Genomic DNA, 21,402 nt, shown 5'->3' on the forward strand with positions numbered 1-21,402 from the left:
GAGCCACGTCCAACGGGGCAGTAATCCGCGTGGCCCGGCTGGTGACCATGACGCTCCAGCCAGTACGGGTGTGCACATGGAGCTGGTCGGCCTCCTAGACCACGATCGCGCCTGCATGGGGTGCGGATGACGATGGTGTCGCTGTCGACCAGGTGGCTGACCGGGCGGATCACCGGCAGTGCCTGCGGGGTGAAGCAACAGCGTCGGCTTGCGGACTCGGTGTCGACAGGGCCATGACCTGCGCAGGCCGTGAGAGCAGGAGTGGAGCAATGAGCTGCACCAAGGCAGGCTGAATGCATGCAGTCACTCTTCCGCTCATCTCCCCGGTCGGGAGCGGACGGCCAGAACAGGGTTCTCTTCACGCTCGCGCGGTGTGTGCCCATTGCGCTTGCTCTGCTCGTTTTGGGGACTGAGCTGTCGCCGGCGCACTTTCTGTACACCGGCCCTGTGCTGACTGCGACGCCGGCGCTGGCCGCGGTGACGATGGGCCCCAAGGGCACCCTCTCGACGGCCTGCCTCGCTCTGGCCGTCAGCGTGACCACCGCCACCTACAACCACGCATGGGGCACCCAGCAGGTCTACACCAACTTCATGGCCATTCTGGTGGTGTCCGTGGCCAGTGTCATGACCAGCTGGGCCATCGCCACGCGCAGGAGGATCGAGCTGGACCAGGTCCGCCGGATCGCGGTGGCGGCGCAGGAGGTCATCCTGCGGCCTGTCCCCGCACGGCTGGGCCCGGTGCGGGCAGCCAGCCTATGTCTGGCGGCCGAGACGGGAGCACAGGTCGGCGGTGATCTGTATGAGGCCGTTCAGACCCGGTACGGCGTCCGGTTGATCGTGGGGGACGTGCGGGGCAAGGGGCTGAATGCCATGCGCGCGGTCGCGGTGGTGCTGGGCGCCTTCCGGGAGGCCGTGCACTACGAGGATGACCCGGTGGAGGTAATGAACCACTGCGCGGCTGCGCTGCAACGGGAGGCCGCCGTGCCGGGTGCGTTCGATCAGGAAGCCCTGATGGAGGGGTTCACCACCGCGCTCATGGCCCAGGTGCTGCCGGACGAACCCGTGGTACGGCTGGTCAACCGCGGCCATCCGCCTCCGCTGGTCCTGCACCAGGGCCAGGTTCATGCCCTGATGCCCGCCTGCCCACTGCCGCCCTTCGGCCTGGAAGACCTCATCACCGACTCTCCCGTCAAGCCCGACAGCTATCCGTTCCTGCCCGGTGACCGTCTGCTGCTGTATACCGACGGCGTGGTCGAGGCCCGCAATCGAGACGACAGCTTCTTTGCGCTGCCGGACGCCATGGAAGGGATGCATGCCGATACACCCCAGGAGTTCCTGGAAGGCCTGCACCAGCAATTGCTCCATCACACCGAGGGCCGCTTGGCGGATGATGTGGCGATGATCCTCATCGACCGGACCGGCGAAGAAGCCGACTGCGTCGCCGGCAGACAGGGGGCAGCACATTGACCAGGTGGCCGCGTCTTCCCCCTCGAAGACCAGGGAGGGGCTATCGATGTCAGGCCGCCGGTTTCAGGGTGGTGCTTTCAGCGCCGGCGCCAGCAGTTCGACCAGGACGGCCCTGAGTCGTCCTCATAGGCCAGCTCAGCCGGTGGGCCGTCGTCGAGGACGTACGCGACGCACCCGACCGGCCGGGCAGGGAGTTCGTGTTCGTGGCGCGGCGCGGTACCGCGGAGCCCGTCCCTCCCGGAATGCCCTAGGGAGCGTGCGCACCACACAGCGCCGGGCAGACGGGACTTTGAAGACACTCCCTAGGACGGCAGTATCCCGACAACGTCACCGGTTGTCTCACTTTGCAGTGCCCGGGCCGTCCGCGCTTGCCGCAGGAAACGCTCCCTGAGGGTGAGGTCCACTTTTCATCTGGTGCCCACGGTCCACGATTCAGCCGTTACCGACACCCGTCCGTTCAACTACCCGGCCTTGGGGGGAAGCGTGTCCTGGCGTCCTCGGTGTGGGCGCGCATGACCTGCTGGGCGCGTGCGTCATCGCGGGCGGCGATGGCCGCGATCAGCTCACGATGCTCTACCCAAGCCTGGCGGACGATGGGTGTGTAGTACCGGCGGACCCTGTGCTCGACATGGGCGGCCAGCTCCGCGAGCACTGCGTTCCCGGCCAGTTCCATGACACAAGCGTGGAACGTGGCGTTCGCGATCACCACCGCGTCCACGTCGTCGGCGGCGACCGCAGCCTCGCCCGTCGCGCACAGCTCGTCCAGCCGCTCAAGTCCCTCGGCCGAGGAGCCGACCGCGGCCAGGCGCGCCGCCTCGGTCTCCAGCAAAGCGCGGACGACAAAGAGCTGGTCGGTCTCGTCCCCGGTCGGCTCGTGGACGAAAGCACCCTGGGCGGGGCGAAGGTCCACCCACCCTTCGGTGTTCAGCCGCTGCAGCGCCTCGCGTACGGGCTGCCGGGAGACCCCGAGGTGGCCCGCGAGTTCGCTCTCCACCAGGCGCTGGCCAGGGTGCAGCGACCGTGAACTGATCAGCTCCAGCAGCGCCTCATACACCCGCTCGCGCAGCGGTCCCGGGCGCTCCAGCTTGGCCATTGATCCTTGCGGCAGCCCGTTGAACAGCATCTCGGCCTCCACTGAACTCTCCTATTTTTTTCAATCTACGGACCTCACCCAACGTGAGGAAGAGCATCGAACTCGTCTTGCCGAGGATCACCGCGCTGGCCGCCTTGAGACGGGAGACTGCCACGGTGTCCTCGGTCGCCATGAAGCCCTCGAACGCAGGAATGCCCCAAGTCGTGGGCAACCCCACGTACGTTGAAGGACTCCTTGACTGTCATCGGCACCCCGAGGTGAGGTTGCCGCGCGCCCTTCGCCCGAGCCTCGTCGGCGTCACGGGCCGCGCTCAGGGCACGGTCGAAGTCGCGCACACAGACCGCGTTGATGTCGGTGTCGTAAATGGAGTTCACGCGGGTTCCTCGGCTGTCCTGATGAAGAGAACAGGGCAAGTGAGGAGGTGAGAGCCCCCGTGCTGGCTTCCTTTCGTCCGTGTCGAGTCCTCTGAGTTACTGGCAGATTCCGCTAGTTCGGCCAGTAACTTGCGTATTCATGCGGGATTCAGGAAGTCGCCGCCGCCTGACGTTGCTGACCGGGCAGGATCCGACGCAGGCATAGAAGCTGCGTCATAGCCAGCCGACCTTCTCGATCACTTCGGCGGCAACCTCGCCAACCGAGCGCGTGGTGGCGTCGACGGTGAAGTCATCGACTGCTGCTTGGTGTGGATGGCAAGCCCGTCGGCCTCCCAGGTCGCAGACTCACGGCCCCGAACTCACCCTCCACCCGGTGGCTACACCTCAGATCACCAGCGGGTTCGCTGATCGACCACCTTCAGAATTCCCGAACCCACTGGATTTCGTCTACCGCCGCCAAAAAGCCACCGGCGTCGCCTACACCATCCACCAGCCGTCCGGCCTCGTCATCCACGCCGCCGGTTCCGGCAACGTGGACCTCGCCGACCGGCCCGGCCTCACCGCGCCATCGCCCCTGCTACCAGCAAGCCGAAGACGACGCGGCCAAGACACAGACCTCCACGCCCACCAAGCGGGCCCTTGGATGACTCGAGCTCACATGCGCCAACGATTCACCCTGCCTGGGAGAGCGAGGCATCACTCGACAGGAACATCCAGTTCCACTCGTGCGTACTATCTCTACACTTCCGCAGGCCGCGGCAGTTGTGTCCCGTGGTGGCCCGGCCATCACCGACGGGACACGCTCTCCATCCGATCGCGGACATGACCCAGTCCTTTCACCACCATGCCCGCGGACCAAAAGAAAGGCACCTGTCATGCCGGAAAGCCAGACCCACGCCACAGAGTTGACCTCGCAGTACCTCGCCCAGGTGTCGGGCGACCTTGAGCGCAATGCCAAGGAGCAGGAACGTGTCGCTGCGGACATCGAGGCCCTGCAGGAGCAGTTGCGTGCCCTGCAGCACGACCACACCGTGTTGGTGAACATGCAGCAGGCACTCGGCGGCGCACGCCCCACCACCGAGGCAGACACCACGGTCGCGCCTGCCGTGCCGCACCAGGCCTCCGCCGCACCCGGGCAGAGCAAGCCGAAGAAGGCAGCCGCCACGGGTACGAAGAAGTCGGCGCCCAAGAAGACCGCCTCCAAGGCCTCGCCCGCGCAGGCATCCACAACAGCCACCAAGCCGACCCTCGTCGACCTGATCCGCGGCCACCTCGGCCAGCAGAGCGAGCCGCGTTCCGCCGCCGAAATCTCCGCCGCGCTCACCGAAGCCCACCCCGACCGCAGCATCAAGACAACCGTCGTGCGCACCACTCTCGAAAACCTGGTCGCCAAGAGCCACGCACACCGCACCAAGCAGGGCTCATCCGTCTTCTACACCACGGCGGCCGCTGCGGAGCCTGCTGCGGCCGAACCACAGCAGGAGGCAGTGGCTTCCCAATGAGGTTTGTCATGCCGTCTCGATCACCGGGGGCGTGATCTGGTAGCTCCGTCGGTCGCGGATCAGCGCCCATAGGACGGTGACGCGTCGGCGGGCGAGGGCGAGGACGGCTTGGACATGTCGCTTGCCCTGACGGCGTTTGCGGTCGTAGAACTGGCGGGAGTTGGGGTCGTAGCGGATGCTCATCAGGGCGGACATGTAGAAGACGCGTTGCAGGCCGCGGTGATATTGCCGGGGTCGGTGTAAGTTGCCGTTCTTCTTGCCCGAGTCGTGTGGTGCGGGCGCCAGGCCGGCGAAGGCAGCCAGACGGTCAGGGGTTGCGAAGTACTCCAGGTCGCTGCCCACCGCGGCGAGGAATTCGGCACCGAGCAGGGGGCCGATGCCGGGCATGCTCTCGATCACTTCGGCGAGCTCGTGGAGGCGAAACCGGCTCGCGATGAGCCGGTCGGTCTGGCTGATCTTGTCGTTGAGGGCCATGACTTCCTCGGCCAGAGTTCGCACCATCTCGGCGATGGCTGTTTCGCCGGGAACGGCCGTGTGCTGGGATTCGGCGGCTCCAACTGCCGCGGTGGCGACTGCTTCCGCGCTGCGGACCCCACCTCAAACCGTTAACGCCAGCCGAAGACGTCGAGGGCGAAGAATGAGGGCGAGCCCGGCCTCGGGAACTTGAAGGAGGCCAACCGGAATGCGCCGAAAGCAGGCAACAGGTGTGGTCCGTTGATCCCCTGCTCGACACGCTGACGGCCCCAACCCATGCGCCACTTACAGTAATCCAAGAGCCGCTATTCGTGACACTGCGTGGCCGGAAACGTACTCTCCTGACCGTCCGAGCGCGATCATCACTGATCGCTTCTGAAGAGATCCGCCGAACGCTATCGGAGGAGATCTGTGTACGGAGAGGCCTGGGGCTGTCATGGGGTACCGGGAGTGGAGACACCGATGGAGGCTGTACGCGGCCGGGGTCGCGGGGGTGATGCTCACGGGAACGCTGAGCGCCCCCGCGTGGAGCGCGCCGACGCCGTCCCCGCCCCAGGGAGGGTGGCAGAAGTGGTCAGCAGCGCTGGAGGCGGCGGCGACCGGCGACCGGCGTGGCCTAGCACCTGCCTACGATGAGGTCCGAGGGCTGCTCGCGGCGCAGAAACAGACCGCGACCCCGGCCGCGCGCCGACGGATCGGGGGCATCGAGAACTCACTGTCGTCGGGCTACAGGCGTCTGAACGAGAGCGGCTCGTCCCAGGGGCTGGCCAACAATGCCGCGGCCCTGTTGAAGCAGCCGCCGAAGGCCCCACACTCCACGGCCCGACGGCCGCTGCCCTCCGTGCGCGTGTCCCGGACGGGTGACACACCGAGCCTGCCGAGCAACGCCCCCGCAGGAGCGGACGTGGGCCAGGAGTCGGTCACCTCCTCCGCCGAGATCAAGAAACTGGCGGCCGACCTCAAGTCCCCTTCCAGCATCTACTCGTGGGTGCGCAAGAACACCGTCAGCGTCCCGGTTTGGGGCGTCGCCCAGGGCGCCGGCGGTTGCCTGCAGACGAGGGTCTGCTCCCCGCACGACACGTCTTTGCTGCTGTCGTCGCTCCTTCGGGCCCGCGGGGTCGAGACCCGCTACGAGCGCGGCGTCGTCCAGATGAAGGTCAAACAGTTCCGGCAGGCGATGGGCGACTTCACCGATGTGGACGCCGCGGTGCAGTTCGCCGCGTCGCTGGGAACGCCCGTCAGCGTGGAAACCGACGCTGCGAACAAACCGGTGGCGGTCAATGTCGGGCACATCTGGGTTCAGGCCTATATCCGGCCCCGCGACGGCAATGGAGCCGATCGCACCGCGCAGTATGGGCAGAGTGACAATCCCCCCGCGAAACCGCGCTGGGTCCGTCTCGACGCCTCGCTGAAGCCGCTGAAGTTCATCAAACCGGTGAACCTCGCCAAGGTCACCGGCGCGACGCCGGCCGCGTTCAAGCAGCTCGCCGCGGACCTGGTCGACACCGACCCCGACTATCCGGCCGTCACCGGAGTGGACGCCGCCAAGCTGGAGGCCGTGCAGGTCCAGTGGCGCCAGAAGCTGTCGGCCAAGCTCCAGGAGATGGTGCGCGATAGGGCGACCGTCGGCGACGCCTTCGGCGGGATGGTCGCGGCGGTGCCCTCTCAGTCAACAGCCATGGGCCCGCCCGGGCATATCACCAAGGTGGTGTCCAGTACGGCTGATATCCCCGCTGGGGACTATCACTTCGTCCGGCTCACTGTCGCGGATCAGACCACGGTCACCGTGCCGACCTACCGGATGGCCACCCAGCGCCTGACGATTGCCTACGTGTCGGCATCAGCGGCCGACGCCGAGACCATCAACGACAACGGTGGCCTGGCCAAGGTTCCCCCCTACCTGGTGGACCTGCGCCCGGTGATGTACCTCAACGGCAACAAGCAGGCCACCGGTGGCCCGGTCACCATGGGCCAGTACCAGCAGGTCGCGGTGTCACTCTCCGACCCGGCGGGAGGCGTCCGCACCTACACCCATAGCATCGCGGCAGGCACCTACGCCAACGTCGGCATCAGCACCGGCAGCGAGACAGGGCACACTCTCGCCGGTCGCGAGGCCGGCTTCAAGAGCACCTACCAGCGGCTGAACGACGGCGCCGACGTGGATTTCGAGAACGTCATCGGCGCGGTCCTGGACGGACACGCACAGCAGTACTACCTGTCGGTCGACGCCTTCAACGCGTCCATCAGCAACCAGCGCAACGTCCGGATGGCCAGCCCGCCTCGCGAGCTGCTGATGATGTTCATGCCCGCCTTCCAGTATTCGGGCGACACGGCGATCTCCACTCTTGGCGTCGGCATGCTCATGGACGCCCAGGGGATGGTGTACTCCTCGGTGTCCCGGTCGGGGAACACCCAGGCGGCCGTGGACACCATGCTGCAGTCCGGGCTGATGGGTTCCCAGCTGGAAAGCGCCATTTTCGAGGCGACCGAGGAGACCCGGTCGGTCTCCACCGTCGAATTGCACGGCCAAGCCCTGGCCCAGCAGATCCCCTTGGCCGCGTTGAACCCCGCCCTCGCGGACACCGTCAGCGCCAAGCTGAATCTCAGCCAGGTCGACCGCGACCTCATCGCGTCGGCGGCACGCAACGGCTCCGCCGTCATCGCCACCACCTCCCCCGTTACCTACCTCCGGTGGACAGGCTCGGCATGGGCCACCCTCGATCCCCGCACCGGAGCGACCGGCAGCCTCATCCACGGGGGCCTGTTCGGCGGCGGCACCGCCGATCTCAACAGCGTGCAGATGGCGCCCTGGGGCAGCGCCGCCTCGACGTTGCTCGAGGCGACCGACGAGGCCATCAAGTCGACCGGCGGGCGCTCAAGGGCCCTGGCCGCGATCCCCGGCGTCAACAAGGCCCTCGCAGGCCTCATCGCATATGACCGCGGTGTCGCCGTCTACAACTCCACCGGCAGCGGGCTGTACGCAGCATTGGTCGCGGCGGACTCCCTCCTGGTCTCCCAACTCGTAGGCGCGGCGCAAATTGGGCTCGTCGGCCTCGCCGTCACGGCAACGGCCGGGTCCGGCGGCGCGGCCACCGCCCTCGCCGCCGCCGGTCTCGTCGCCGGCGTGATCGCCCTCGACAAACTCGGAGACGTGCACACCAACGCCGTCATCGAGGCCGTTAACGCACTTCCTCGGCCTCCGGCCCCCTTCTGATCCTCCGGCATCACCGGCTGGGCCGGAACGGTGAACATCTCACCGTTCCGGCCCAGCCATAACCGTTTTCGGGCCAAGAGCACAAAGGCGCTGAACCTGTCGGTGGGTGATGAGAAAGGTGGCGAGGCCGAGGAAAGCTCCGTGGATATCGTCTCTCCTCTCCCAGCGGATCCGGCGACATCGGAACCGTGCAGCCAGGCGGTTGGGCTGGCCGCGACGGCGAGTCGCTCGCCGGTGGGCGGGGCCCGCCCAGCTCAGGGCATTGAAGAAGGAGAACGCCGAACTCAAGCGGGCCAACGAGATCCTGAAGGCCGCGGCAAGTTTCTTCGCGGCCGAGCTCGACCGGCCACACACTCGCTCGTAGCGTTCATCGACGAGCACCGGGACCGCTTCGGCGGCGTCGAGCCGATCTGCAGAACCCTCACCGAGCACGGCTGCAAGATCGCCCCTTCCACGTACTACGCCCACAAGAAACGCCTCGAAACTCCCTCTGCTCGTTCCGTGCGCGATGAGGAACTCAAGGAGCTGATCCAGGGGGTCTACACGTCCATGGCCTGGGAGGTCTGAGGGTTTGAGGATATGAGCGAGCCGGTCCCAGGCCCGACCAGTGGCGGTGCCATGAAGACGTGTGCCGGGCCGTGGGGGTGGCAGGACCACCCTCCACCGCCCAACATGGGGCCGTCAGGTGCTAGTCACCGACTCCACCATGGGGAGTGAGCAGGTCCGCCGGGCGAGCAGGAGGACGGCCACCGCCGCGGTGAGGAGGGAGACCGGGATGTAGATGGCGGGTGCCACTGCGGCAGCCGGCATATTCAGCAACGCGGGGCTGAGCGCGATGGCGACGGCGAGGGCACCGTTGTGGATGCCGATCTCCATCGACGAGGCGACGGCTTGGGGCCGCTCGACGCGGACGAGACGGGGCACCCAGTAGCCGATGACCAGGTTCAGGACGCTGAACGCCGCCGTGAGCGGAAGGATGGAGCTCAAGGACCGGCCGAGCTCGCGGGAGTTGTGCAGGATCGCACCCACGACGACCACCAACAACACGACAAGCGCGACGATCCGTACGGCACGCTTGAGGGACTGCGCCAGGCCCGGGCGAAGGCGCCGTAGCGTCATACCCAGGGCGACGGGCAGTACGACGGTGGCGATCAGCGTGAGGACGCCGTGCGGTTGCAGGCCGATGTTGTGGGCGTGGCCGAGGTAGTGGCGGGTCACGCCCCACATGACGAGCGGCAGCGTGACCACGGCGAGCAGCGAGTTGACCGCGGTGAGGGTGATGTTCAACGCGATGTCACCGCGGGCGAAGTGGCTGTAGACGGCCGCGAGCGTTCCGCCGGGCGATGCGGCCAGGAGGAGCATCCCGACAGCGGTGTCGGTGTCCGCGCCGGTCAGTGCAAGCAGGGCCAGGCACAGCGCGGGCATCAATACCAGTTGGCAGGCCAGTGCCGTGCCCACTGCGCGCGGCACGCTGATCACGCGGGCGAAGTCCGCGAAGGTGAGGGACAGTCCCAGGCCGAGCATGATCACCGCCAGGGCGAGCGGCAACACCACGGTGGTCAAGACAGAGCTGTGCAACATCTTCTCCTCTGGATCAGTGCCGGTGGTATTCGCCGAACGATTTGGCGAAGAAGGCACGCAGTGCCTCCTTGTGGTCGTTCTTCAGGAACAACTCGGACAGTTCGTCGACCTGCCGCCGGTGCGCCTCGTCCCGGTTCATCTCCAGGGCGTCGTTCACGCAGCGCTTGGTGGCCTCGACGGACAGGGGGGCGCGAGTCGCGATCCGCTCCGCCTTCGCCAGCGCTACGTGCATGAGCGCCTCGGGTGAGCACACCTCGGTGACCAGTCCCCAGGCCGCGGCCCGCTCGGCTCCGTAGCGTTCGCCGGTGAGGAGGATCTCCTTGGCGGGACCGAGTCCCACGATCCTGGCCAGGCGCCAGAAGTTGGCCATGAGGCCCACGTTGACCCCGGCCGCGACGAAGGACGCCTCGCTCGATGCGACGCGGATGTCGCAGGCCAGGGCCAGCTCGAGCCCGCCGCCGACGGCAGGCCCGTTGACCGCGGCGATCACCGGGGCACGGAACCTCTCCAGGCCGTCGACGATCCGCTCGAAGTCCCCTACGAAGTCCGGCAGTTCGGTTCGGCTCATTCGCTGGTCCTGGACCAGGTCTGCGCCGGCGGTGAACACGCCTCCGGCTCCGGTGAGGACGACGGCACGAACCTCTTGGTCCTTCTCCAGCCGGTCGATGGCTGTCTTCAGGTGGGCCCGGCTCTCCCAGGAGAGGGTGTTGACGGGCGGGTTGCTCAGTGTGATCACCACGACGTGCGGGGTGTGGTGCCGCAGCTGGACTGCGCTCACTTCTCCTCCTTGGCCACGCCCGCGGCGAGCAGGGCCTCGATCTCGGACGGGCTGAAGCCCGCCTCGGTCAGCACATTGGTGGTGTGCTCGCCCAGCAGCGGGGCCGGACGGCGGATGGCTGCCGGAGTGTGGGAGAGCTTGACGGGCACTCCGATGTGCTTGACCGTCCCCGCCGTGGGGTGTTCGACCTCGACGAGCATCCGCCTGGCCCGGACCTGGGGATCGGAGTAGACCTGACCGATGTCGTACACGGGTCCGGCGGGAATGCCGTGTGGCAGGAGGACGTCCATCCAGTGCTCGGTGGATTGCTCCAGGAACTTCTTCCGCAGTTCCTTCGTCAGCGACGGGCGGTTGGCCAGGCGGGACATCGGGTCGGCAAATCGCGGGTCCGCCCCCAGCCCCGGCCATTCGAGGGCCTTCACGAGGTGTTCCCACATCCGCTGATTGGGTGTGCCGACGGTCAGCCAGCCGTCGGCGGTCCGGAACGCCTCGTAGGGGGCCGCGAGCCGCATCTGCGAACCGAGCGGGCCGGCTACTTGTCCGGTGGCGAACAGGACAGCGCTCTCCCACACCATCAGGGAGATGCCGGCCTCCAGTAGTGAGGTGTCCACGTACTGCCCCTCGCCGGTGCGCAGACGGTGGACATAGGCGGCGAGCACACCGTTGGCGGCCAGGGTCCCCGCGGCAAGGTCGCAGATCGGCACGCCCGCCTTGACCAGCTCGCCGCCGGGCTCCCCGGTGACGCTCATGATCCCGGACATGCCCTGGGCGATGAGGTCGTACCCGCCTCGGCCGGCCAGCGGGCCGTCTTGGCCGAATCCCGAGATCGAGCAGTAGACCAGTGCGGGGTTCCGTGTGGCGAGGCTCGGATAGTCGCAGCCGAGCCGCTGCATGGCCCCGGGCCTGAAGTTCTCGACGAGGACATCAGCTCCCTCGCTGAGCCTGCGCAGTGCGTCGGCACCCCGCTTGTCCCGCAAGTCCAGGGCGATCCCGCGCTTGTTCCGGTTCACCGCCATGTACGCCGGCGACTGGCCGCCAGGGAAATCGGCTCCCCAGCCACGCAGTTCGTCGCCGGTCGGACGCTCGACTTTGATCACGTCGGCGCCCAAGTCGGCGAGGAGCGCCGCGCAGTAGGCGCCAGCCATCACTTGGCTGACGTCCAGAACTCTCACGCCGTCGAGGGGACCCGTCATCGCACCTCCCGAGATTCATACGGCACACGACGTCGCCTTGGTCGACGACAACGGCGAGTTACGGGCTCGGCACCCAGCTCGGCGCCCGGGTCCTCGCCGAGATCGGGGACGACCGAACACGATTCGCCGACGCCCGCGGCCTCAAGGCGTATGCGGGCTCCTCGCCCATCACCCGGGCCTCCGGCAAGAAGTCGAGCATCACCCGTCGATGGGTCAAGAACGACCGGCTCAACCACGTCGGCTACCTCTGGGCTTTCTCCGCCATCACCGCCTCACCCGGCGCCAAAGCGCACTACCGGCGGCGTCGTGACGACCACGGAGACTGGCACGCAGCCGCCCAGCGCAACCTCTTCAACCGCATGATCGGCCAGCTCTACCACTGCCTCCAGAAACACGAACTGTTCGATGAACAGACCGCGTTCCCAGTTCAACTTGCCGCCGCAGCTTGACACTTAGCCGCGTGAGGTGTCTGTTGTCGCCGTTGCACGCTGCCGGGTGCGCAGTCCGGTTCGGTCGCCCTTGATTGCGACTGCCTGGCCCACGGTTCGGGAACGCTGCTGAGAATTCGATGTGCTTCGATGCTCCGTAGAGCGGGGTCGTCGAGGGTCCCGTCGACGTACTACGGGCGTCGCCGCAAAGCGGAGGGGCTGAGGTCTGCGATCTTCGGGTAGCCGTCGACCGCCATGAGGAGGTCGGCCTCCGCGAGGAGGGAACGCAGCACGTGGACGATTCCGTCCTCGCCCCCCAGCGCCAGACCGTAGACGTAGGGCCGCCCCACCGCCACCGCTCGCGCTCCCAGCGCCAGGGCTTTCACGATGTGGTCGCCGGAGCGCACGCCCGAATCGAAGATCACCGGAGTCTCGCCGGCGGCTTCGACGACATCGGGCAGCATGTCGAGTGCGGCAAGGCCACCGTTGGCCTGGCGTCCACCGTGGTTCGAGCAGTAGATCGCATCGGCACCGCCGTCGACGGCCCGTTGGACGTCCTCGGGATGCATGATTCCCTTGAGGATCAGCGGCAGGTCGGTCATGGAACGGAACCAGGCGAGATCGTCCCACGTCAGCCGCGGATTGCCGAAGGTCATCGCCCAGGCTCCCACGGCGGCTTGAAGGTCCTCTGCCGGGTACTTGGCCAGCCGGGACGTGAAGACCGGGTCGCTGAAGTAGTTCTCAAGGGCCAGCCCTCGCAGCTGGGGGAAGTTCGAGCGGCTGAGGTCACGAGGCCGCCACCCGGGGATCCAGGTGTACAGCGTGACGACGATCCCCTGGAAACCCGCCTTCTCGGCCCGCTGCACCAGGCTTTCGGCGAGTTCCCGGTCGTTCGGGGGGTAGAGCTGGAAGAAGCCCGGGGTGTCACCGATCTGAGCCGCGACAGCCTCCATGGGGTCGACCGTGAGCGTGGAGGCGATCATCGGAACACCGGTCCGCGCCGAGGCTCGCGCCACGGCCAGGTCACCATGGCCGTCCTGCGCGCACAGGCCGATCACACCCACGGGGGCCATCAACAGCGGGGATGGGAGGGACAGCCCGCACAGCTCGATGGACAGGTCTCGCTGGGCTCCGTCGACGAGCATCCTCGGGATCAGCCCCCAGTCGTCGAACGCCGAGACGTTGAGGTCCTGGGTGTGCTCGTCGCCCGCCCCGCCGGCGACATAGGAATTCCCCAGTGGCAGCCAGTTAGGTTCCCCGCCGTGGCCACTAAGATTCCCCGCTGGCGGCCACCTCATCTACGCCCCCTTGATCGCCAAGAGGGAAACGGTAGACCGCCCACGCCCAACTGTCGTCGCTTTAGGCAGAATTCGCCCACCGACGGCACCTGCAGGTACACCTCTCGGGCGTCGAACACCGTGGTCGTTGGGTCCTGGGCCGCCATACCAGCTCCCGATCAGCCATCCCTCGCGTCGGCTGGCTCGTTGCACAGAGTCACCGCTCTCGGCGCAGCGGTAGGTGGAGAAGCTGGCCCCGTCTGTGCCAAGCGCGTGGCCGACAGCGCCCGCCATCCGTTGGCATGGTGCGGCCGGGGCGCACCATGCGACGTCCCAGCCGGCAGGGTCTCCTGGGGATGGCCGGCCTACGCAACTGCTCCTGGGGCGTTTGTCAGTGCCACACTGTGTCCCCGGGGAGAGGGGTGGGCCATGGGGTTCGGTTTCCGTGTCGGTGTTCCGGGGATCAGTGAAGCTGCGCCATCTTGAAGTGGCTGGTCAGGGTGCTGGTGTGATGTCGTTTCGGGGTGCTCGTGCTGGTCGTGGGCGGCAGCCTGGGGTGTAGATCGTCTGGCGGGAGTGGGTTTGTGGATTCCCGTCCGTCGTCGCGGGTGCCGCTCCTACGCTCCGGCCCATGATGGATCCCGAGGTGTCGGAGCGGATCGCCGCGCGGCGTGCGGAGCTGGACGGACTCGAAGAGCAACTGGTCAAGCAGCTGTCGGAGGTACGAGCTGAGCGCGATGAGCTGGCCGTGGCCGAGCGGGTGTGGCAGCGTGCGGTGGATCGAGGCTAAGCAGGCACGTTTCTTCTCTGGTGTCGAAGAGTTCGTCATCAGCGTTCCATTGATGCCGACTCAGCAGAATCGTGGTTGTCTCCGACCTTGTCCGTCCCTACTGTCCTTATCGATCCCGTCCGCGCCGCCGGGCGCCGGGACCGATGGACTGCGTTGAGGAAGGAGCGGTGTGGGCTTGGGCAGTTGAGGACCGCGGGATGCGCGGGGTGAGGCGGAGACGTCACAGCCAACTGTTCTGCGCCGCCTTCATTCCTGCTTCGAACCGGCTCTGTGCGCCGAGGCGCTCCATGATGGCGGACATCTGCCGGCGTACCGTGCGCAGTCCGATTCCTAGTCGTTTGGCGGCGACCTCGTCCGTCATGCCCTGGGCCAGCAGGGTCAGCAATTTGTGCTGGGTCTCCGTCAGGCCGTGGTCCGGATGCGTGCTCTGACCTCTGCTGTACGGGACGGCGGCGGTCCATGTCAGCTGGTACGTCGCGACCAGAGTGGCGACGATGCCGGGCTCGCGCGTGATGAGCGCGCCGGCACGGGAGTTGTCTGGATCGATCGGCACGACCGCGACCTTCCGGTCGAAGATCAGCATGCGGGGCGGCAGCACGGTGGCGGTGCGCACCTGTCCCCCCTGCTCGGCCAGCCACTCCGCGTAGGTACGCGTCGGCTCGTCGTGGCGCATGGTGTCCTGATAGAGGTTGCGCAGGGTGATTCCTCGTTTCAGCGCTTCCTCGTCGAGAGGGCGGGAGGCGTTGAGGCTCGCCTGGGACTGGGCGCCGCCGGGGAGCACCGCGAGACACTCGTCCTCGACCTCTTGGGCGAGGATCTCAAGTTTCGTCTCGATGGCGTCGATGCCGATCAGTCGTTCCGTGCAGTCGTATACGAGGCTGAGGGTCGCCGCGGCTTCCGCCACCGCCGCTCTCATGGCGGCTAACTCCTGTACCTGTCGGGCTAGTTCAACTTCCTGGTTGCGTATCAGCTTGGTGAGGGCGACCGGGACACTCACCGCGCGGACGCTCGCGGGATCTTCTCTTGACGGGCGGACGAGAGACAACTCGGCTAGTTCTGCGAGTGCGGTAGATATTTCGTCTTCCTTGAGGCCGAGTGCTTCTTCGAGTTCTACGGACCGTGACTGCGGCCGGCCCGCCAAAGTCATGTATACGGCTTCGGCCGTCGAGCTGAGGCCCAGAACAGCTAGCATCGTCACCGCGCGTTTTTCTCCTGTCTTCTTCCCTCCCCCGTCTCGCACGCAACGCGCTGATTGTGCCCCGGCCGGACTCGCTTCAACCACACGAGAGTTGACCTGAAGTGGGCTGACCAGGGATGTGGCACCTAGGTGCCTCGGCACGGAGGTGCCACCAGGTGGGTATTCCATCGGCACTGGCCCGTCGGCCAGACTGCTGATCGCCGGCGACCGCCGCACCAGACGGATTGATCCCTGACTCACCGGAAGTAAGGGATCGTCCTTCTCGGGATTTATCTGGATCCCATGCCGCATCGTGAATGAGGAGTACTTCCCATGTCCAAGATCGCGGGCCTCGTGGCCGCTGCCGTCCTCGCCGTCGCTTCCCTCTCCGCCGTCGGAAAGGCGGCCTCCGTCGCCCTGTCGGGAGACGACATCGGCTGGGACTCCATGGGGTCGGTCTCGGCCCTGCACGACTCCGGTCGGACCGCGCAGTCCGCTCTGACCTCGGACAACGTTGTCGAGTCGCTCTGACCTGGAACTCTGCTCGCCCCGAGCACGACGAGACCGCCGCCATGAGTCCCAAGGAGTCCACCGTGATCTCGACGGAGGGTCAGACCGCACCTCCACGCGCCGACTTCGCGCCCCGCGCGACGGACCAGCCCGTCCGCCTGGTCATCCTGGACGAAGACCCGATTCTGCGGGCCGGGATCCGGGCGATTCTCGACTCCTACGCACAGATCGAGATCGTTGCCGATTTCGGTTCGGCGAGACAGGCATCCAGCCGTGCCCCGCAGACACGGCCCGATGTGCTGCTCGTCGGTGGCGACTGTCTCAAGGACAGGGCAGGAACGGCGCTGCACGATCAGGTCACGACCGGTCGGAGACCGGCCGTGGTGACCTTGATGCAGCCGGACGACGCCGTCACGCTGCGCAAGGCGGTGAAGTACGCGGTCCGCGGCTTCGTGGACCGCAACACCAGCCAGCGTGATCTCGGCACCGCCGTGCTGGAGGCACACGGCGGGCGCACCTATCTGTCCGCCTCCATCGCCGAGGTCCTGGTGGCCTGGATGGCGGACGGCATCCGGCGCGAGCACCTGTCGCTGCCCCAGGTCGAGGACGTGCTGACCGAGCGGGAGCTGGAGGTGCTGGAAGCCCTGGGTCACGGCATCACCAACACCGCCATCGCCCATCGGCTGCATGTCCAGGAGGCCACGGTCCGCAGCCACGTCTACCACATCCTCACCAAGCTCAACCTGCGCACCCGTACCGAAGCGGTACTGCTGGGCCACAGCTACGCGAACAGGCGTCCGGCCCTGCGGCCGCCGAGCTGAACACGCACGGCGATGACGAACCGGTGGTCCGTCCCCTGGGGACGGACCACCGGTTCGTTTCGCAGGAGCTAGCGTGCGGCGGCGGCCAGGGCGGCCCGGGCCCGAGCGGGCCGCAGCACGACGGCGGCGGCCAGCGCCACGACCGCGGTCGCCGGGCCGAGCAGCAGCATGTGATGGACGCTGACACCGGCGAGGAGCGCGCCGGCGAACGCGTATCCGATGCTCTGCGCGGCGACGAGGATGGTGAAGGCCTCCGACATCCGGGACTGCGGGACCACGTACCCGGGTGCCTCCGTCATCACCGAGTTCAGCGGTGCGGCGCACAGACCGAGGAGTGCGAAGCCCGCGACCAGTCCCCACCAGCCCGAGACCGTGGCGATGACCAGTGTGGCTGCCGTCATCGTGAGCAGCAGGACGACGGCACGCACCGTGAGCCCGATGCCGATCCGGGTCGCGTACCAGGCGTAGACGAGCCCGGCCAGGGCGCTGGCCCCGCCGAGCACCGCCGTGAGGACGGCGGCCTCGGTGGCGCCGCCGCCGTCGAGGGTCACCCGGGGCAGCGCGCCCACTTCGGCGGTGCCCAGGAAGTGTCCGAAGGCCATGGTCACCAGCGCCCAGAACAGGAAGGTCGGGTTGCGCCAGACGCCGACCGAGTCCGGGAGGCCGGGTGCGATTCCGTCGTCCTCCTTCTCCGGCTTGCCGGTGGCCTCGTTCGCGTCCTGGAGAACGGCCGCGTCGGACGGCTTCGGCCACAGCAGCAGCGCGGCGGCCAGCATGGCGGCACCCATGGCGGCCAGCGCGTACGCGGGACTGAAGAGGGCGCAGACGACCACCACGAAGGGTGCTCCGATGACGATGAGTTCGACGAGAACCGCGTCGAGCGACAACGCGGAGCCTATGAGTCGCTGCGGCACCGTGGTGCGCAGCAGGGTCCTGATGGCGCCGCCGACCCCGAAGGTGGCCATGTTGCCGATGAGGGACAGGACGAACAGGGTCCACAGCGGTGCGTGTACGACGAAGCCGCCGGCCACCCCGAGCCGCGCAACGCCACCCGCGGCCAGGACCCGTGGAGTCCACCGTTCGCGGCCCAGCCGCTCCAGCAGCCGGCTGAACAGCGGCGCGATCAGGATGCAGGGCACCGTCGTGAAGCCGACCAGCATGCCGCCCACGGCGGGGCTGCCAGTGTAGTGCGTGCTGGCCAGGACCAGGGCGAACGGGGCCATGATGGGAGGGAGCCGGTGCAGCATGGTGGCGGCCACCCACCGCCAGTACGCTGCGTTCCTGATCAGTTCGGCCACGGGCCGGTCCGGAGCCGGCCGTTCGGGCGCGTCGGTTGCGTCGGTCGTCATTGTTTCTCCACGGTGTTGCTGAGAGGGGTGCGTCGGCCGCCGGTGTCCGCGGCGTCCGTTCCGGCCGAGACGGGCTGGTCCGGGTCGGTGGTGTACTGGGTGAGCAGCCGTTCGTATGCTGAGGCGAGGTCGCGCGCCGTGGTCTCGTCGAACAGGCTCGTGCGGTAGGTCAGGCCCACTTCCAGCCGGTCGCCGTGGTCCTCGACCACGCAGACCAATTCGAACTTCGCGTATCCGGTCGGCAGGATGACGTTCTGGTCGAGGGTCAGTCCGGAGAAGGAGCGCTCCAGCGCCTTCGCGTCCTCCAGCGCGAACAGCACCTGGAAGTACGGACTACGGCCGGGGTACCGGCGCGGGCCCAGCTTCTCCACCAACTGGTCGAACGGCAGCGCCTGGTGTGCGTAGGTGCCGAGACAGTTGTCGCGCACCATGGCCAGAAGGTCGCGGAAGCGGACGCCCGTGGGCACCTGCTGGCGCAGGACGACGGTGTTGTTGACGCAGCCGATCAGCCGGTCGGTGAGCGGACCTCCCCGGTTGGCGACCGGCGTGCCCACACATAGGTCGTCGCTGCCCGAGCGGACGTGCAGCAGGGAGTAGAAGCAGGTGAGCAGCACCATGAACGGGGTGACGCCCTCGCGCCTGGCCAGCGTGTGGACGGCTTCCCGCAGGGCGGCGGGCAGGTCCACCGCCAGACGCCGGCCGCGGTAGTCGACGGTCTCCGGTACGGGACGGTCGAAGCCGAGGTCCAGCGGCTCGGGCTCCGGATCGGCGAGCCGGCCGCGCCAGTAGTCGACCAGCCGGTCGAGGTTCTCTCCCCGCAGGTGGTTGCGCTGCCACAGGGCGTAGTTGCCGTACTGGAGCGAGGGCGCCGGCAGGTCCGGGTCGCGGTCGGTGTGGAAGGCCGTGTAGCAGGCGGCGAGTTCGTCCATGAAGACGTCCACGGACACGAAGTCGACGATGAGGTGGTGCGCGGTGAACACGGCGATGTGCTCAGTCGGTGACAGGGACAGGACGAGGACCCGCAGCAGCGGGGGCACGGCCGGGTCGATCGGTTCACGTATCTCCGCTTCGCGCAGTGCCGGCACGTCGTGCGGTCGTGTCGACACGTCGACGTACCGTACGGGGATGTCCCTGTCCGGGGCAACGAACTGGACCGGGCTGCCGCCGAGAAGACCGAAGGAGGTGCGCAGCGACTCGTGTCGTCGGGCGATCTCCTCGATCGCGCGGTTGAACGCGCCGCGGTCCAGCGGTCCGGTCAGCCGGCACTGCCAGGCCTCGTTGTACAGCGGGATGTCCCGGGCGAGTTTGCTGAGCATGTACAGGCCCTGCTGGGCCGGTGAGATCGGTGCGGCGCGATGGCCGTCGGAGTACCGGGCGAGGGAGGCCTCGATGGCGGCGCGTTTGCGGGCCCATTGGGCCATCTCGCGGATCTCGACCTCTTTGGCCACCTGCGCGGCCTGCGGGGTCTGTTGCCCGTCCGGTCGTTTGCCGTCGATGAGGGCGGCGAGTTGGGCGACGGTCCGGGACGCCAGCAGGTCGTTCGGCAGGATGTCGATGCCGAGTTCGCGGTGCAGCCGTGCCGCGATCTTCACCGCCTGCAGCGAGTTGCCGCCGAGGGCGAGGAACTCGTCGTCCGCGGCGACGTGGTCGAGCTTGAGCACCGACCGCCAGATCGCGGCCAGGTCCGCCTCCGTGCCCGGCCTGGGCGGCCGGCCGGCCGCGGCGCCGTCCCACCCGCCCGGTGCCGTGGACGACAGCGCCGCGAAGTCGACCTTGCCGTGCGCGGTGAGCGGAATCGCGTCCAGGACGGTGACGGTGGCCGGCACCATGTAGGCCGGGAGCAACCCGGTCAGGTAGTCGTGCAGTTGCGCGGCGCGGGGGTCGTCCGGCTGGGCCGGGCGCTCTCCGGGGGCCGGTGTGACGTGGGCCAGCAGGACGGCGCTCTCGCTGCCGTCCTCCCGCCGTTCCACGGTGACCAGGGCCTGTCGTACGGCGGGATGCTGCTGAAGTACCGCCTCGATCTCGCCGGGCTCGACCCGGAACCCGCGGATCTTCACCTGGTTGTCCGTGCGGCCCAGGAACTCCAGCTGGCCGTCCGGGAGCAGCCGCGCCATGTCGCCGGTGCGGTACATACGGCTGCCGGCGGGTCCGTACGGGTCGGGCAGGAAGCGAGCCGCGGTCTCGCCCGGCGCCCGGTGGTAGCCGCGGGCCAGGGCCCGGCCCGCGACGAACACCTCGCCGGCGTCGCCCCTGGCCACGGGAAGCAGGTCGCCGTCCAGGAGCCGTACGTCTGTGTTGTCGATGGCGGTGCCGATCGGCAGCAGCCCGTCCGCGCGAGGCGCGGTGCGGCCCGAGTGGTGGTAGGTGGCGGTGGCGGTCGACTCGGTGGGGCCGTAGACATGGATCAGCGGGATCCCGGACTCGCGCCAGGCCAGCACCCGGTCGGGCCGCACCCGGTCGCCGCCCATCACCACGCATCGGACCGTGTCGGGCAGGCGCTGTCCGGACTCGGCCAATTCGTCGGCCAGCTGGTGCCAGTAGGCGGTGGTGATCTCGAAGCCGGTGACCGCGTACCGCTCCAGGATCTGCAGGAAGTGGCGGACGGTCGGCAGCGCCCGCTGATAGCCGGCCATGAGCAGCGTCGCACCGCTGAGCAGGGCGGGGAAGATCTCCTCCAGGGCGGCGGAGAAGCTGACGGAGGCGAGCTGGAGGAACCGCTGACCGGGCCCGAGACCGAAGGTGCCGGCCGCGGCCTGCGCGAGGTTGGTGAGACCACGGTGGGTAATCAGCACACCCTTGGGCGCGCCGGTGGAGCCGGAGGTGTAGATGACGCAGGCCGTGCTGTCCGGGCTCACCTCCACCCGCGGCGGCAGCGCGGGCTCACCGGCGAGCTCCGTGAATCCGGCGTCCAGCAGCAGGAGTTCGGCGTTGCCGTGCGGGAGCCGCGCCGCCGTCTCCGGTTGCGCGACGACCACGGCCGCGCCGGAGTGCTCCAACAGGTGGCTCAGCCGGGCGGCCGGGTAGTCGGGGTCGAGCGGCACGAAGGCCGCGCCCGCCTTCATGATGCCGAGCATGGCCACCGCGAGACCTACGGACGGCTCGACACAGATGCCCACCCGGGACTCGGTGCCGACGCCCAGAGCGATCAGCCGGTGCGCCAACCGGTCAGCGAGCGCGTCGAGTTCGGCGAACGTGAGCTGCTCGGTGTCGGCCCAGGCGGTGTCGGGGCCCGCCACCGAGGCGACGGCGGTCGTAGCGGGATGCTCCCGGGCACGCCGGGCGAAGACGTCGTGCACGCCGGCGGTCTCGAACGACGTTCCGGGGGACAGCCCCGGAGTGAGCAGGTCTTGGGGCGCGGTCATGCGGCTCCATCC

General features: G+C 68.0%; 16 protein-coding genes and 4 pseudogenes. 9 read left to right on the forward strand and 11 right to left on the reverse strand.

Annotation, left to right across the window (positions count from 1 at the left end):
• The first annotated feature begins 297 nt into the window (after window positions 1–297).
• Both C4B68_RS01135 and C4B68_RS44560 read left to right on the forward strand, forming a co-directional pair.
• A complete protein-coding gene (locus tag C4B68_RS01135) occupies window positions 298–1,467 on the forward strand; it encodes a PP2C family protein-serine/threonine phosphatase (RefSeq protein WP_099505118.1) in 1,170 nt (389 codons plus the stop codon).
• Between the two features lie 149 nt (window positions 1,468–1,616).
• Window positions 1,617–1,718: pseudogene (locus C4B68_RS44560) on the forward strand (SAM-dependent methyltransferase); the annotation flags it as partial.
• 206 nt (window positions 1,719–1,924) lie between these two features.
• Here C4B68_RS44560 and C4B68_RS01140 read toward each other — a convergent pair.
• From C4B68_RS01140 to C4B68_RS42780, 3 genes are read right to left on the reverse strand one after another with little or no spacing between them, the layout of a single operon-like run.
• Window positions 1,925–2,590: a GntR family transcriptional regulator gene (locus C4B68_RS01140; RefSeq protein ID WP_099505152.1), complete on the reverse strand. Its 666-nt coding sequence runs from the start codon at window positions 2,588–2,590 to the stop codon at window positions 1,925–1,927.
• Entirely contained in the window at window positions 2,514–2,732 is a 219-nt protein-coding gene (locus C4B68_RS44565) for a hypothetical protein (RefSeq protein WP_257217471.1), read from the reverse strand. Before C4B68_RS44565 ends, C4B68_RS01140 begins: the two co-directional genes overlap by 77 nt.
• Window positions 2,635–2,934 (reverse strand): amidase family protein, encoded by a 300-nt coding sequence (locus tag C4B68_RS42780; protein WP_338059728.1) that lies wholly within the window; start codon window positions 2,932–2,934, stop codon window positions 2,635–2,637. The genes C4B68_RS44565 and C4B68_RS42780 overlap by 98 nt, the downstream gene beginning before the upstream one ends.
• An 875-nt stretch (window positions 2,935–3,809) precedes the next feature.
• On the opposite strand from C4B68_RS42780, the gene C4B68_RS01145 reads away from it, so the two are divergent.
• Window positions 3,810–4,436: a hypothetical protein gene (locus C4B68_RS01145; RefSeq protein ID WP_099505117.1), complete on the forward strand. Its 627-nt coding sequence runs from the start codon at window positions 3,810–3,812 to the stop codon at window positions 4,434–4,436.
• 6 nt (window positions 4,437–4,442) lie between these two features.
• On the opposite strand, the pseudogene C4B68_RS01150 reads toward C4B68_RS01145, so the two are convergent.
• A pseudogene (locus C4B68_RS01150) lies at window positions 4,443–5,027 on the reverse strand (transposase); the annotation flags it as partial.
• Window positions 5,028–5,406: 379 nt separating this feature from the next.
• Between C4B68_RS01150 and C4B68_RS01155 the strand changes: the two are divergent.
• A complete protein-coding gene (locus C4B68_RS01155; RefSeq protein WP_167458969.1) occupies window positions 5,407–8,124 on the forward strand; it encodes a transglutaminase domain-containing protein in 2,718 nt (905 codons plus the stop codon).
• A 250-nt stretch (window positions 8,125–8,374) separates the two neighbouring features.
• Window positions 8,375–8,643 (forward strand): annotated as a pseudogene (locus tag C4B68_RS42785) (IS3-like element ISMyma3 family transposase); the annotation flags it as partial.
• A 162-nt stretch (window positions 8,644–8,805) separates the two neighbouring features.
• Here the strand turns inward: C4B68_RS42785 and C4B68_RS01160 are convergent.
• Genes C4B68_RS01160 through C4B68_RS01170 form a run of 3 tightly spaced genes read right to left on the reverse strand, consistent with a single transcriptional unit; the run spans window position 8,806 to window position 11,676 of the window.
• Window positions 8,806–9,678 carry a bile acid:sodium symporter family protein gene (locus tag C4B68_RS01160; RefSeq protein ID WP_240634653.1) on the reverse strand — a complete coding sequence of 291 codons (873 nt, stop codon included), beginning with the start codon at window positions 9,676–9,678 and terminating at the stop codon, window positions 8,806–8,808.
• A 40-nt stretch (window positions 9,679–9,718) separates the two neighbouring features.
• Window positions 9,719–10,483: an enoyl-CoA hydratase/isomerase family protein gene (locus C4B68_RS01165; protein ID WP_099505114.1), complete on the reverse strand. Its 765-nt coding sequence runs from the start codon at window positions 10,481–10,483 to the stop codon at window positions 9,719–9,721.
• Window positions 10,480–11,676 (reverse strand): CaiB/BaiF CoA transferase family protein, encoded by a 1,197-nt coding sequence (locus C4B68_RS01170; RefSeq protein ID WP_099505113.1) that lies wholly within the window; start codon window positions 11,674–11,676, stop codon window positions 10,480–10,482. The genes C4B68_RS01165 and C4B68_RS01170 overlap by 4 nt, the downstream gene beginning before the upstream one ends.
• Window positions 11,677–11,738: 62 nt before the next feature.
• On the opposite strand from C4B68_RS01170, the pseudogene C4B68_RS01175 reads away from it, so the two are divergent.
• Window positions 11,739–12,125: pseudogene (locus C4B68_RS01175) on the forward strand (transposase); the annotation flags it as partial.
• Between the two features lie 170 nt (window positions 12,126–12,295).
• Here C4B68_RS01175 and C4B68_RS01180 read toward each other — a convergent pair.
• Window positions 12,296–13,402, reverse strand: coding sequence for an alpha-hydroxy-acid oxidizing protein (locus C4B68_RS01180; RefSeq protein ID WP_099505112.1), 1,107 nt, complete (start codon window positions 13,400–13,402; stop codon window positions 12,296–12,298).
• A gap of 610 nt (window positions 13,403–14,012) precedes the next feature.
• Here C4B68_RS01180 and C4B68_RS41595 point away from each other — a divergent pair.
• Entirely contained in the window at window positions 14,013–14,171 is a 159-nt protein-coding gene (locus C4B68_RS41595; RefSeq protein WP_167458970.1) for a hypothetical protein, read from the forward strand.
• 220 nt (window positions 14,172–14,391) lie between these two features.
• Here C4B68_RS41595 and C4B68_RS01185 read toward each other — a convergent pair whose 3' ends face one another.
• A complete protein-coding gene (locus tag C4B68_RS01185) occupies window positions 14,392–15,087 on the reverse strand; it encodes a helix-turn-helix transcriptional regulator (protein WP_240634117.1) in 696 nt (231 codons plus the stop codon).
• A gap of 594 nt (window positions 15,088–15,681) precedes the next feature.
• On the opposite strand from C4B68_RS01185, the gene C4B68_RS41600 reads away from it, so the two are divergent.
• Window positions 15,682–15,879, forward strand: a complete 198-nt coding sequence (locus C4B68_RS41600) for a hypothetical protein (RefSeq protein ID WP_167458971.1) — start codon at window positions 15,682–15,684, stop codon at window positions 15,877–15,879.
• A gap of 62 nt (window positions 15,880–15,941) precedes the next feature.
• Complete coding sequence (locus C4B68_RS01190) at window positions 15,942–16,679, forward strand: LuxR C-terminal-related transcriptional regulator (protein ID WP_167458972.1); 738 nt, start codon at window positions 15,942–15,944, stop codon at window positions 16,677–16,679.
• A 68-nt stretch (window positions 16,680–16,747) separates the two neighbouring features.
• Here the strand turns inward: C4B68_RS01190 and C4B68_RS01195 are convergent, their stop codons facing one another.
• Both C4B68_RS01195 and C4B68_RS01200 read right to left on the reverse strand, forming a co-directional pair.
• Window positions 16,748–18,028 carry an MFS transporter gene (locus C4B68_RS01195; RefSeq protein ID WP_099505110.1) on the reverse strand — a complete coding sequence of 427 codons (1,281 nt, stop codon included), beginning with the start codon at window positions 18,026–18,028 and terminating at the stop codon, window positions 16,748–16,750.
• The gene (locus tag C4B68_RS01200) at window positions 18,025–21,390 is read right to left on the reverse strand and encodes a non-ribosomal peptide synthetase (RefSeq protein WP_099505109.1); all 3,366 of its coding nucleotides are present in this window, start codon (window positions 21,388–21,390) and stop codon (window positions 18,025–18,027) included. The genes C4B68_RS01195 and C4B68_RS01200 overlap by 4 nt, the downstream gene beginning before the upstream one ends.
• Between the last annotated feature and the right edge of the window lie 12 nt (window positions 21,391–21,402).

This window comes from Streptomyces dengpaensis (assembly GCF_002946835.1).
Classification (GTDB): Bacteria; Actinomycetota; Actinomycetes; order Streptomycetales; family Streptomycetaceae; genus Streptomyces; species Streptomyces dengpaensis.

Coding starts and splice junctions, on each gene's coding strand:
- C4B68_RS01200 (WP_099505109.1), bottom strand. CDS start 21,390: ATGACCGCGCCCCAAGACCTGCTCACTCCGGGGCTGTCCCCCGGAACG.
- C4B68_RS44565 (WP_257217471.1), bottom strand. CDS start 2,732: ATGGCGACCGAGGACACCGTGGCAGTCTCCCGTCTCAAGGCGGCCAGC.
- C4B68_RS01155 (WP_167458969.1), top strand. CDS start 5,407: ATGCTCACGGGAACGCTGAGCGCCCCCGCGTGGAGCGCGCCGACGCCG.
- C4B68_RS01195 (WP_099505110.1), bottom strand. CDS start 18,028: ATGACGACCGACGCAACCGACGCGCCCGAACGGCCGGCTCCGGACCGG.
- C4B68_RS01145 (WP_099505117.1), top strand. CDS start 3,810: ATGCCGGAAAGCCAGACCCACGCCACAGAGTTGACCTCGCAGTACCTC.
- C4B68_RS01180 (WP_099505112.1), bottom strand. CDS start 13,402: ATGAGGTGGCCGCCAGCGGGGAATCTTAGTGGCCACGGCGGGGAACCT.
- C4B68_RS01170 (WP_099505113.1), bottom strand. CDS start 11,676: ATGACGGGTCCCCTCGACGGCGTGAGAGTTCTGGACGTCAGCCAAGTG.
- C4B68_RS01135 (WP_099505118.1), top strand. CDS start 298: ATGCAGTCACTCTTCCGCTCATCTCCCCGGTCGGGAGCGGACGGCCAG.
- C4B68_RS41600 (WP_167458971.1), top strand. CDS start 15,682: ATGTCCAAGATCGCGGGCCTCGTGGCCGCTGCCGTCCTCGCCGTCGCT.
- C4B68_RS01185 (WP_240634117.1), bottom strand. CDS start 15,087: ATGAGAGCGGCGGTGGCGGAAGCCGCGGCGACCCTCAGCCTCGTATAC.
- C4B68_RS01140 (WP_099505152.1), bottom strand. CDS start 2,590: ATGCTGTTCAACGGGCTGCCGCAAGGATCAATGGCCAAGCTGGAGCGC.
- C4B68_RS41595 (WP_167458970.1), top strand. CDS start 14,013: ATGATGGATCCCGAGGTGTCGGAGCGGATCGCCGCGCGGCGTGCGGAG.